This window comes from Streptomyces pseudogriseolus, from assembly GCA_002154585.1.
Classification (GTDB): Bacteria; Actinomycetota; Actinomycetes; order Streptomycetales; family Streptomycetaceae; genus Streptomyces; species Streptomyces pseudogriseolus.
Genome location: MUNG01000306.1, coordinates 1 through 11,755 on the forward strand (window position 1 = coordinate 1; position 11,755 = coordinate 11,755).

At 74.7% G+C, this 11,755-nt stretch carries 11 protein-coding genes; 5 read left to right on the top strand and 6 right to left on the bottom strand.

Translation table 11 applies throughout. The annotated features are described in order from the left end of the window. Positions 1-578 (bottom strand): Rossmann-like and DUF2520 domain-containing protein (locus tag CCN29_RS24735; RefSeq protein WP_143661374.1); only part of this gene is annotated, 578 nt, incomplete at its 3' end. 172 nt (positions 579-750) lie between these two features. Between CCN29_RS24735 and CCN29_RS24740 the strand changes: the two genes are divergently transcribed. Together CCN29_RS24740 and CCN29_RS24745 are read left to right on the top strand one after the other, a co-directional pair. Continuing rightward, on the top strand, positions 751-1,971 hold the full coding sequence (locus CCN29_RS24740; protein ID WP_086684543.1) for a threonine aldolase family protein: 1,221 nt from the start codon (positions 751-753) through the stop codon (positions 1,969-1,971). Positions 1,972-2,055: 84 nt separating this feature from the next. Continuing rightward, the gene (locus CCN29_RS24745) at positions 2,056-3,162 is read left to right on the top strand and encodes a DUF5937 family protein (RefSeq protein ID WP_006129616.1); all 1,107 of its coding nucleotides are present in this window, start codon (positions 2,056-2,058) and stop codon (positions 3,160-3,162) included. A gap of 14 nt (positions 3,163-3,176) precedes the next feature. Here CCN29_RS24745 and CCN29_RS24750 read toward each other — a convergent pair whose 3' ends face one another. The 3 genes from CCN29_RS24750 to CCN29_RS24760 form a co-directional block, all read right to left on the bottom strand. Then, positions 3,177-3,791, bottom strand: coding sequence for an AAA family ATPase (locus tag CCN29_RS24750; protein ID WP_006129617.1), 615 nt, complete (start codon positions 3,789-3,791; stop codon positions 3,177-3,179). Positions 3,792-3,823: 32 nt separating this feature from the next. After that, positions 3,824-4,495, bottom strand: coding sequence for a response regulator transcription factor (locus CCN29_RS24755; RefSeq protein WP_006129618.1), 672 nt, complete (start codon positions 4,493-4,495; stop codon positions 3,824-3,826). Positions 4,496-4,615: 120 nt separating this feature from the next. Beyond that, on the bottom strand, positions 4,616-5,818 hold the full coding sequence (locus CCN29_RS24760) for a sensor histidine kinase (RefSeq protein WP_086684546.1): 1,203 nt from the start codon (positions 5,816-5,818) through the stop codon (positions 4,616-4,618). A gap of 159 nt (positions 5,819-5,977) precedes the next feature. On the opposite strand from CCN29_RS24760, the gene CCN29_RS24765 reads away from it, so the two are divergent. Beyond that, positions 5,978-7,006, top strand: a complete 1,029-nt coding sequence (locus CCN29_RS24765; protein ID WP_037817091.1) for an SAM-dependent methyltransferase — start codon at positions 5,978-5,980, stop codon at positions 7,004-7,006. 27 nt (positions 7,007-7,033) lie between these two features. Here the strand turns inward: CCN29_RS24765 and CCN29_RS24770 are convergent, their stop codons facing one another. Continuing rightward, positions 7,034-8,185, bottom strand: coding sequence for an NADH-quinone oxidoreductase subunit D (locus tag CCN29_RS24770; protein ID WP_031020112.1), 1,152 nt, complete (start codon positions 8,183-8,185; stop codon positions 7,034-7,036). 31 nt (positions 8,186-8,216) lie between these two features. Between CCN29_RS24770 and CCN29_RS24775 the strand changes: the two genes are divergently transcribed. Continuing rightward, a complete protein-coding gene (locus CCN29_RS24775) occupies positions 8,217-8,798 on the top strand; it encodes a PH domain-containing protein (protein WP_086684549.1) in 582 nt (193 codons plus the stop codon). Then, positions 8,795-10,129, top strand: coding sequence for a PH domain-containing protein (locus CCN29_RS24780; RefSeq protein WP_086684552.1), 1,335 nt, complete (start codon positions 8,795-8,797; stop codon positions 10,127-10,129). Before CCN29_RS24775 ends, CCN29_RS24780 begins: the two co-directional genes overlap by 4 nt. A gap of 65 nt (positions 10,130-10,194) precedes the next feature. On the opposite strand, the gene CCN29_RS24785 is transcribed toward CCN29_RS24780, so the two are convergent. Further along, complete coding sequence (locus CCN29_RS24785; protein WP_037817089.1) at positions 10,195-11,511, bottom strand: hypothetical protein; 1,317 nt, start codon at positions 11,509-11,511, stop codon at positions 10,195-10,197. Positions 11,512-11,755 lie beyond the last annotated feature (244 nt).

The following is an 11,755-nucleotide window of genomic DNA, read 5'->3' on the forward strand; positions in this document are numbered from 1 at the left end:
ACGCCCGCGGTGCGCAGCAGCTCCAGGGACTGGGCCACCAGGGTGACCAGGTGGTTGGCGCCCAGGGCGAGGGCGGCGTGGTAGAGCGGGCGGTTCTCCTCGGCGATCCACTCCGGCTCGCCGNNGAAGGAGCAGCCGGCGAGCCGCTGCACGTCCACGGGGGTGCCGGTGAACGTCATCGCCGGGTGCAGGGCCAGCGGCAGCGCGCCGGCGCGCAGGGCGGGGTCGAGGACCTTCGCGCCGTAGCGTCCCGAGGTGTGCACGAGGAGCTGGCCGGGGCGCACCGCGCCGGTGTCGGCGAGCCCGGCGACCAGCTCGGGCAGGGCGTCGTCGGGGACGGTCAGCAGCACCAGCTCGGACCGCTCCAGCACCTCGGCGGGCGGCACCACCGGCACGTCCGGCAGCATCTCCTCGGCGCGCCTGCGGGAGGCGTCGGAGACGGCGGAGACGGCCACCGGGCGGTGCCCGGCCAGCTTCAGGGACGCGGCGAGGGCGGGGCCCACGCGTCCGGCGCCTACGACGCCGACGGTGAGCCGCGCGGGGCGGTCCCGGGGATCGGGCTGTGGGGTTGTGTTCACGCGACGGCGGCCTTCCCGTTCCAGTCCGCTCGGGGTACCGGACGATTTCTCGTCATGTTAACGCGATCGGTTCCGGCGGCGACCGGTTGTCCACAGGCTGTGGGTTTCCACGGGCACTGTCACGCCCCGCGCGCGTGGGGAAACGGAGGTGACCTTGTGGAGGGCGCGGGGGATGATCGCGGGCATGACTGACACGGCGGACCACGACGGCACGACCCCGCGGACGGAGCGGACGGAGGCGACGGAGCAGGCGGAGGAGGCCCCCTCGCCCACCCCGCGCGAACGGCGCATCGCGGCCTGGCGCAACGCCCCGCGCGTGCTGGCGCGCCTCGGTTTCCTCGCCCCGCTCCGCGAGCGGCTGGCACTCCTGGAGGCGGCGGGCGACGCCTACGACCTCGACGAGACGTCCGACATCTACGGCAACGGGGTCGTCGAGGCCCTGGAGAAGCGGGTCGCCTCTCTGCTCGGCACCGAGGCGGCCGCGTTCTTCCCGACCGGCACGATGGCGCAGCAGGTCGCCCTGCGCTGCTGGGCCGGGCGCACCGGGAACCCGGCCGTCGCGCTGCACCCGCTCAGCCATCCCGAGGTGCACGAGCGGAACGCGTTCAGCCAGGTCAGCGGCCTGCGCCCGGTGCGGTTCGGGAACGAGCCGAGGCTGCCCACCGCCGAGGAGGTCCGCGGCCTGGAGGAGCCCTTCGGGGCGCTGATGCTGGAACTGCCCCTGAGGGACGCCGGGTTCGTGCTGCCCACCTGGGAGGAGCTGACCGAGGTGGTGGACGCCGCGCGGGAACGCGACGCGGTCGTCCATGTCGACGGGGCCCGGCTGTGGGAGTGCACCGAGCACTTCGGGCAGCCGCTGGAGCAGATCGCGGGCCTCGCGGACAGCGTCTACGTGTCGTTCTACAAGTCCCTCGACGCCTTCGGCGGCGCGGCGATCGCCGGACCCGCCTCCCTGGTCGAGGAGGCGAAGACCTGGCGGCACCGGTACGGGGGCACGGTGTTCCAGCAGTTCCCGACCGCGCTGTCCGCGCTGATCGGGCTGGACCGGGAGCTGCCCAGGCTGCCGGAGTACGTCCGCCACGCGCGCGTGGTGGCCGCCGCGCTGCGCAAGGGTCTGGAAGCAGGGGGGCTGCCCTGGTTCCGGGTGCACCCGGAGGTGCCGCACACCCACGACTTCCAGGTGTGGCTGCCGTACGAGACGGAGTTCGTGGCGGAGACGGCGATCCGGGCGGGCGAGGAGACCGGCGCGATGCTGTTCGCGAACCACTGGGACCCCAAGGGCCCCGGGCTGACCTTCACCGAGGTCTACGTCCGCGCCGCCGCCCTGGAGTGGACGGCCGGCGACGTCCGCGAGGCGGCCACGGACTTCGCCCGCCGGCTGACCGGCACGTAGCCCGCACCGGCGCGGCGACTCGCCCCGGCCGGCGGCGGACGCCGGCCGGGGCCCGGTGTCGGTGGCGGGGTGCACCATGTGGGCATGGGCGTGCACATCGACATCACCGGGCTGCGGCCGGAGCGGATCGCCGCCGTGATCTCGCCGCTGGCCGAGCTCGGCATGGCGCTGCACGCGCTGTCCGAGCCGGCCCATCACCCCGGCCTCCAGGCCTGGGTGACGGCCGTGACCGCACGGCTGGAGCCGCACCTCGCGGACCGGATGTGCGAGGCGGACTTCCTGTGGCGGACCACGTTCTCCGACCTGTTCCTGGCCTGCGCGGGGGTGCCGGGCCGCGCGGCGCTGCCCGGCGGCACGCTCGCCGAGGAGCTGGACCTGCTCGACAAGCTGTCGGACGAGCAGTTCGTGGACGGCGCCCTGGAGTTCACCTGCGCGCTCCCCTACGGCGAGCCGGGGCTCGGCCCGCTGGCCGACGAGGGGCTGCGCCGCCGCTCGCTGGAGCTGGCCGCCGCGCGGGGGCCGCGGCAGCTGCTGTTCACCGAGCGGCTGCTGGCCGACCCGCCGCGCACCAGGGCGTGGCTGCGGCAGTTCCTCCAGGACTGCGAGGAGGCGTTCTTCGCTGAGGCGTGGTCCCGGCTGCGGCACCAGCTCGCCGCGGACGCCCGCCTCAAGACGGACCTGCTGCGCCGCAAAGGGCTGAGCGAGGCGCTGACGTCGGTGTCCTCCGCCGTGACGCTGGACGAGGCGGCCGGCCGGATCGACGTCGACAAGCTGGGCGACGGCCGCACCGCCACCGGGGACGGCGGGCTGCTGCTGATCCCCACCAGCCTCGGCTGGCCGCATCTGATGGTGCTGCACCGGCACGGCTGGCAGCCCGTGCTGCACTACCCGGTCGGCTCCCCCGGGCTGGCCGCCCCGCCGACGGTCGAGCAGCTCGCCCTGCGGATGACCGCGCTGTCCCACCCGGTGCGGATGCGCCTGTGCCGCCACCTCGCCCGCAGCGCGTACACCACCAGCGAGCTGGCGCAGGTGCACGGCATGACCGCGCCGGAGATATCCCGGCACCTGGCCGTGCTGAAGAAGGCGGGCCTGATCACCACCCGCCGCCGCGGCCGGTACGTCCTGCACCAGCTCGACGTGACGGTGGTGGCCCGCCTCGGCAGCGACTTCCTGGAGGGCATCCTCCGCTAGGCCCCTTGCCGGTGTCAGCCCAGGCGGATGTGGCGGACGCCCACGGCCGCCTGGCGGAGGCGGGTGCGCAGCCGGCCCTCGTGGTTGGGGCGCAGGGTGAGGCCGGCGAGGACGGCGATGCGGTCGGCCGTCTTCGGCACGGTGCTGTGGTCGGTCCACAGGTGCTCGGCGAACTCCGGCCCGGCGAGCTGCTCCAGGCAGTGGTCGAGTCGCTCGACCGCCCAGCTCTCCCGCCGCAGTCCGCCGCCGCCGAGATGCCCGAGCCCCCGCTCCCGCAGCCGCCGCAGCACCGTCTCCCGCTCGGCGAGCAGCGTGAAGTGCCGTACGTCGTGGCCCAGTTCGCGCAGTCGTCCCACCGTCTCGGCGAAGTGGCCGGGGTCGGTGACGGTCATCGGCGCGATCACCACGCCCTCGCGCCGGGTCAGGGTGAGGTCGAGGACCTCCACGACGCCCTGCCGCCAGGCCTTCAAGTCCTGGAAGTCGCCGCGCAGTTCACGCGGCAGCATGCGCTGGAGGCCGAAGCCGGGCTCCTCGGGATCGCAGACGACGCTGCCCGGCAGACGGCGCCGTATCTCGTGTGCGGTCTGTGTCTTGCCGCCCCCGAAGGGGCCGTTGATCCACAGGAGCATGCGCGGCACCCTACCGGGGGCCGGGACGCCGCTCAGCCGTGTCCGCCGGCCCGCACCAGGCCCGTCTCGTAGGCGAGGACGACCACCTGGACCCGGTCCCGCAGCCCCAGCTTGGTGAGGATGCGGCCGACGTGCGTCTTCACGGTCGCCTCGGACAGCACCAGCCGGGACGCGATCTCCCCGTTGGACAGGCCCTGCGCGACCAGCACCATGACCTCGCGCTCGCGTTCGGTGAGCCGCTCCAGCTCCTTGTGCTCGGGCTGCTTGCCGCTGCTGGGCAGCATCGGGGCGAACCGGTCCAGGAGCCGGCGGGTGGTGGAGGGGGCCACCACGGCGTCGCCGCTGTGCACCGCGCGGATCGCGGTGAGCAGCTCGCCGGGCGGCACGTCCTTGAGCATGAAGCCGGACGCGCCCGCCTTCAGCCCGGAAAAGGCGTACTCGTCGAGGTCGAAGGTGGTCAGGATGAGCACCTTCGGCGGGTCGGTGTCCGCGCAGATCCGGCGGGTGGCCTCCACACCGTCCAGCTTCGGCATGCGGACGTCCATGAGCACCACGTCGACGGCGGTGGTCCGCAGCACCTCCAGGGCCTCCACGCCGTTCCCCGCCTCCGCGACGACCTCCATGTCCGGCTGGGCGGCGAGCACCATCCGGAACCCGGTGCGCAGCAGCACCTGGTCGTCGACGAGCATCACGCGGATCGTCATCGGGGCCTCTTCCGTTCGGTGGTCTCGGTCGTCTCGATGATCTCTGGGTACGCCGGCCGGTCCGGCCGTCGGGTCGCCACGGGGGCGTGACAGGTGTCAACGGGGGGCGTGCGCATGCGGTCAGTGCGCCGGTTTGAGGGGCAGCAGCGCGCTGATGCGGAATCCTCCGCCCGGCCGTGGTCCGGCGTCCAGCGTTCCGCCCACCATGCCGACCCGCTCGCGCATCCCGATCAGGCCGTGCCCCTGGCCGTCGAACCCGCCCTCCTCGTACAGCTCGTGCGGGGCGCCCTTGCCGTCGTCCTCCACCAGCAGGCCCAGCCCGTCGTCGAAGTACACCAGGCGCACGCTGGCGCCCGCGTTGGGGCCGCCGTGCTTGCGGGTGTTGGTCAGCGCCTCCTGCACGATCCGGTAGGCGGTCAGCTCGACCCCCCGGGGCAGTTCGCGCGGGGTGCCCTCGACCTTGAAGTCCACGGGCAGCCCGGACTCCCGGCACTGCTCGACGAGGTCCTCGATCTGCTGGAGCCCCGGCTGCGGCACGTACTCCCCCGCCTCCTGGTGCTCGCCGGTGCGCAGCACGCCCAGCAGGCGGCGCATCTCGGCGAGGGCCTGGCGGCCGGTGCCGGAGATGGTCTCCAGGGCCTTCTTGGCCTGGTCGGGCGCCGCGTCGAGGACGTAGGCGGCGCCGTCGGCCTGCACCACCATCACCGACACGTTGTGCGCGACCACGTCGTGCAGCTCGCGGGCTATCCGGGCGCGTTCGGCGGCGACCGCCACCTTGGCCTGCGCCTCGCGCTCCTTCTCCAGCCGGGCGGCCCGCTCCTCCAGCTGCGCGAAGTACGCGCGGCGGGTGCGTATGGAGTCGCCGAGCACCCAGGCCAGGGCGAACGGCACGGCCAGGATGATCGACAGGGCGACGTTCTCGAACGTGCCGGAGTGCGGACTGGGCCAGCGCAGCTGGGCGAGCGGGGCGGCGCACAGACCGGCGGCCAGCGCGACGCGTGAGGCCCACCGGGCGCCGACGGCCGCGACCGTGTAGACGATCACCAGCAGGGCGAAGTCGGCGGGCCCCGTGGCCACGTCGAGCACCAGCTGGGCGAGGCCCGTCACCAGGGCGAGCACCAGCATCCGCTCCGGCATCCGGCGGCGCAGCGCCACGACCAGGGACAGCAGGAGCACGACCGGCACGGTGAGGGCGGGCAGCTCGGTGCCCCGGGACTCCTCCGTGGTCGCTCCGCCGACCACCGAGAGCCCGAACAGGATCACGGCCCAGAAGCCGTCGACCCACGTCGGGTGCCTGCGGAGGAAGTCATAGAGGCGCTGCACGTAACCCAGCGTAGGGAAGCGAAATGCGTGCAGGGGTCAACCGGAGGGTCGATCCCCGCCCGTCGCGTGTACTCCCCAAGGTGGAGGCCGGTCCGGTGCGCGCCCGTAGCCTGGGCCGGTGCGGAGGGCGACGGCGGACGCGGGACAGCGGTGGGATCGGTGACGGCGGACACGGCGGGAGACGCGGGGGCGGCGGAGAACGGCTTCCGCCGGTGGCGGGATGCGGCCCGGGAGGCCCTGTACGGCCCCGACGGCTTCTACCGGCGCCCCGGCGCGGGCCCCGCCGGGCACTTCCGGACGTCCGTGCACGCCTCGCCGCTGTACGCGCGCGCGGTGGCGCGGCTGCTGTGCCGGGTCGACGAGGCGCTGGGACGGCCGCCCGCGCTGGACTTCGTGGACATGGCGGCCGGGCGCGGCGAACTGGTCACCGGGGTGCTCGGCGCGCTCCCCGCGGACGTGGCGGAGCGGACGCGCCCGTTCGCGGTCGAGCTGGCCGCGCGCCCCGAGGGTCTCGACGACCGGATCGTGTGGCGGGACGAGCCGCCCGAGGGGGTCACGGGACTGCTCTTCGCCAACGAGTGGCTGGACAACGTGCCGCTGGACGTCGCCGAGGTGGACGCGTCCGGCACCCCCCGGTACGTGCTGGTGCGGGCGGACGGCGCCGAACGGCTCGGGAAGCCGGTCGCCGGGGTGGACGCCGGCTGGCTGGACCGGTGGTGGCCGCTGCCGCCCGAGGAGGGCCTGCGCGCGGAGATCGGGCTCCCCCGGGACCACGCCTGGACGGCGGCCGTCGCCACGCTGGAGCGCGGCGCCGCCGTCGCCGTGGACTACGCGCACGGCGCCGGCGCGCGCCCGCCCTTCGGGACGCTGACCGCGTTCCGGGAGGGACGGGAGACGGCGCCCGTGCCGGACGGCTCCCGCGACCTCACCGCGCACGTCGCGCTGGACGCGTGCGCCGCCGCCCCCGCCCTGCCGGGCGCGCGCCTGCTGACGCAGCGGGACGCCCTGCGCGCCCTGGGCGTCACGGGGGAGCGCCCCCCGCTGTCCCTGGCGAGCGGCGACCCGGCTGGTTACGTCCGCGCCCTCGCCGCCGCCGGGGAGGCCGCCGAGCTGACCGCGCCGGGCGGGCTCGGCGACTTCGGGTGGCTGGTGCAGCCGGTGGGCGCCGGGGAAGTGCTGCCCGGCTGACGGCTGCTCGCCGGGGAACGCGCCGGGTTACTTGTCGATGTCGCCGACGACGAAGAACATCGACCCCAGGATCGCCACCATGTCCGCGACCAGCGTGCCCGGCAGCAGCTCGGTGAGCGCCTGGATGTTGTTGTACGACGCCGAGCGCAGCTTCAGCCGGTACGGCGTCTTCTCGCCCTTGCTGACCAGGTAGTAGCCGTTGATGCCGAGCGGGTTCTCGGTCCACGCGTACGTGTGTCCCTCGGGCGCCTTGAGCACCTTCGGGAGCCGCTGGTTGACCGGGCCCGGCGGCAGCTCCGCCAGCCGGTCGAGGCAGGCGTCGGCGAGGTCCAGGGAGTTGTGCGTCTGCTCCAGCAGGCACTCGAAGCGGGCGAGGCAGTCGCCCTCCTCCCGGGTGACCACCTTCAGGACGTCGCCCAGCTCGCCGTAGGCCAGGTACGGCTCGTCGCGGCGCAGGTCGAAGTCGACGCCGGAGGCGCGCCCGATCGGCCCGCTCACCCCGTACGCGTGCACCGCCTCCGGCGACAGCGCGCCGACGCCCCGGGTGCGGCCGCGGAAGATCTCGTTGCCGAGCACCAGGTCGTCGATGCGGTCCATGTGCGCGCGCACCTCGGCGACCGCGGCACGCGCGCGTCCCGTCCAGCCGGCCGGGAGGTCCTCCTTGAGGCCGCCGACGCGGTTGAACATGTAGTGCATGCGCCCGCCGGAGACCTCCTCCATGACGTGCTGGAGCTTCTCGCGCTCGGTGAAGGCGTAGAAGATCGGGGTGATGCCGCCGAGCTCCAGCGGATAGGAGCCGAGGAACATCAGGTGGTTGAGCACCCGGTTCAGCTCGGCGAGCAGCGTGCGCAGCCACACCGCGCGCTCGGGGACCTCCATGCCGAGCATCCGCTCCACGGCCAGGACCACGCCCAGCTCGTTGGAGAACGCCGACAGCCAGTCGTGCCGGTTGGCCAGCACGATGATCTGCCGGTAGTCCCGGGCCTCGAACAGCTTCTCCGCGCCCCGGTGCATGTAGCCGATCACGGGCTCCGCCCGGACGATCCGCTCACCGTCCAGCACGAGCTTCAGCCGCAGCACGCCGTGCGTGGACGGGTGCTGCGGGCCGATGTTGAGCACCATGTCGGTGCTCTCCGCCGCGCCGCCGATTCCGACCATGGTCTCGGTCGTAGGAGTCATGCACACAGTCTGTCCTACGTACGCTGGCTCCATGGAAACGGGGAGCCCGCACGACATGGGGACGACGGACACGCCGGACGTACCGACAACGGCGGACGCACCGGGCATACCGGACGCGGCGGACGTACCGACGACGGCGGCCGGCGGCGCGGAGCCGGTCTGGCGGGCGCTGCCGCCCGGGCTGCTGACGATGCGGCGGCTGCTGCTGGTGGTGTGGCTGGGGCTGCTGACCCTGGCCACCGCCCTGGTCCCGGGCCTGCTGGCCGGGCCCGCCTGGGGCGCGTTCGCGGTGCTGCCGCTGGCCCTGCTGCTGTACGGGTGGGTGATGCTGGAGCGCAACTGGCGCTCCTGGCGGTACGCCGAGCGCGCCGACGATCTGCTGATCAGCCGCGGTGTCCTCTGGCACGAGGAGACGGTCGTGCCGTACGGGCGGATGCAGCTCGTGGAGGTCACCTCCGGGCCCGTCGAGCGGCACTTCGGGCTGGCCAGCGTCCAGCTGCACACGGCCGCCGCGGCCACCGACGCGACCATCCCCGGGCTGGACCCGGCGGAGGCGGAGCGGCTGCGCGACCGGCTCACCGAGCTGGGCGAGGCCCGGTCGGCGGGGCTGTGACCGCGCCCGGCGTCCAGGAGGACGTGTCCGGCCGGCCGCTGGTGACCGAGCGGCGGCTGCACCCCGTCACGCCGCTGCGGCGGGCGTGGGCGCCGGTGGCCGTCCTGTTGGGCTGGGTGGTGCACGACCCCGACGGGGCGCAGCGCCAGCTCACCCGGCTGACCACCACCACGCTGCTGGTCGGGCTCGCCGTGCTCATCCCGGCCGCCGCCCTCTACGGCTTTCTGAGCTGGTGGTTCACCCACTTCGCGGTGACCGAGGGGGAGCTGCGGGTGCGCACCGGGCTGCTGTTCCGGCGCACCGCGCACATCCGGCTGGAGCGGATCCAGGCCATCGACGTCACCCAGCCCCTGCTGGCGCGGGTCGCGGGGGTGGCGAAGCTGAAACTCGACGTCGTCGGCGCCGACAAGAAGGACGAGCTGGCGTTCCTCGGGGCCGGTGAGGCGCGGGCGCTGCGCGCGGAACTGCTGGCGCGGGCGGCCGGGTTCGCCCCGGAGACCGCGCACGAGGTCGGCGAGGCGCCCTCACGGCAGATGCTGCGGGTGCCGCCGCGCGTGCTGGCTGTGTCGCTGCTGCTGACCGGGGCGCCCTGGGCCTGGCTGCTGGTCGCCTCCGTCGCGCTGCCGCTGCTGTGGATCGCCACCCACAGCCTGTGGACGGTGGTCGCGGCGGGCGTGCCGATGCTCGGCGCGGCGGGCGCGAGCAGCGTGGGCCGCTTCGTCGCCGAGTACGACTGGACGCTGGCCGAGTCGCCCGACGGGCTGCGCATCGACCACGGGCTGCTCGACCAGGCGCACGAGACGGTGCCGCCCGGCCGGGTGCAGACCGTGCGGCTGGTCGAGCCGCTGCTGTGGCGGCGGAGGGGCTGGGTGCGGGTGGAACTGGACGTGGCCGGGTCGTCCAACTCCCTGCTGCTGCCCGTGGCCCCGCGCGCGATGGCGGAGTCGGTCGTCGCGCGCGTGCTGCCCGGGGTGACCGTGCCCCCGCCCGAGGCGTTCTCCCGCCCGCCGCGCGGCGCGCGGTGGTGCGTGCCGGTGTGGTGGCGGGGCTACGGGTTCGCCGTCACGGACGCGGTGTTCGCCGCCCGGCGCGGTCTGCTGCGGCGCACCCTGGCGCTGGTGCCGCACGCCAAGGTGCAGAGCGTACGGCTCGCCCAGGGGCCCTGGCAGCGGACGCACGGGGTCGCCGACGTGCACGTCGACACCGGCGCCGGCGGCACCGTCACCGCCCGGCTCCGCCCCGCCGACGAGGCCGCCGACCTGCTCCACGCCCAGGCCGAACGCTCCCGCACCGGCCGCCGCGACGCCCCACCGGACCGCTGGATGGCCTGACCGGCGCCCGGACATGCGGAAGGGGCCCCGCCGGCCGGGCGGGGCCCCTTCGTCGTCCACGGATGTCAGGACACCGCGCTGCGCAGGCCCTGGAGGTCGATGCGCTCGGTCTCGTCGTGGGCCGTCAGGTCGATGACCTGGGCGGCGCGCGTCTCCTCGGCGGCCGGCTTGTACTGCGCCTCCTCCTCCGCCTTGTGCAGGGCGAGCGCCTCCTGGCCGACGACGTCGGCGAGGTCCTCGTTCTGCACGGCGTCCAGGGCGGAGCGCCGGGCGTCCTTCTTGGTGCCGAAGAAGTCGAACCCGTCGTCCTGCACGGGCCGCCGCACGGGCTGCGTCGGCGGGACGACCGCCACCGCGGTCGGCACGGTGAAGTGCCCGGCGGGCCGCCGCACGGCCGGGGCGGCGGAGGCTGCCGGTGCGGTGGGGGCGGCCGCGCGCTCATGGTCGCCGGCCGCCCGGGACTGCCCCCCGGCCTCGTCCTCCTGCGCCGGATCGGGCTTGGGCCGCTTGGCCGGACCGGGCCCGTCGTCCTCAGGGGTGCCGCCGTCCTCGGCGGCGGTGCTCTTCGCGGCGTCCCCGGCCTTCCCGGCCGCGGGGGCGCCCTCCACGCGCGCGGCCGGTACGGAGGGCTTCGCGGCCGTCTCCTTTGGCGCGTCGGAGCCCGCCTCACCGGTCGCCGCCTCGGTCGCCGTCCCGGCCGCCGCCTCCGGCCGCGGCTCGTCCTTCGGCCCGCGCTGCCCCGCGAACCGCGCCAGTGCCGCGTCGGCCTTCAGGTACAGCTTCGAGCCCTCCGGGGAGAACACGCCGGGGGCTGCCTCCTCCTGGGCGTCCTCCGTGCCCTCGGCGTCCGCCGTCGTCTCCGCCTCCGGCTCGGAAGCGAATGATCCGGTGGACTCGGCGGCGGGCTCAGGCGCCGGCTCCGGGCCGGGCGCCGCCGACGCGCCCGCGGGCAGGGCGCGGGCCGGGACGGCCGCCTCGATCTCCAGCACCCGGCGTTCCTCGAGGACGTTCGCCCGCTCCGCCTCGGCCGCCGCGTACCGGCGCAGCAGCGCGGCGTGCTCGTTGCGCAGCCCCGCCAGTTCCGCGCGCTTGGCGCGCAGCCGCTGCTCCAGCTTCTGGCGCAGCTCGCGTGACTCCTCGAGGTCCGACTCGAGTTCGGCGACACGCTCCTCGAAACGCCACTCGTCGCTCGCCCGCGCGCGCGTGAGATCGGCGACGCGTTTGCCCGCCTGGGCGTCCCAGTGACGCATCACGACGGCGCCCACGACCGCGGTGGCCGCGGCGGCCGCGGCCAGGAGACGGAGCACCACCGGTTGGGTGAACACCCAGGGCCCCAGGGCGCAGACGACGGAGACGCCTGCGATCGCCGACGGGGGCAGCATCCTGTGCAGAGGCGGGGAATGACGGTGACGTCCACGTGGCATGGCCAGAAACTTACCGCGCGTAGGCGAATGATGGTGGCCCGCCCCGTAAAAAGAAAGCCACACGCAACGTTTCACACGCCGTCAGCGAACGGGGGCGTGCATGAATAACGGGATGCCGGATTTACTCCAAGATCGTTTATGGCCCCGCCCGGCGCACAACTCGTCCTCCGCGCATTCCGGTTGGCCGCCGCCCCGGCCGCCG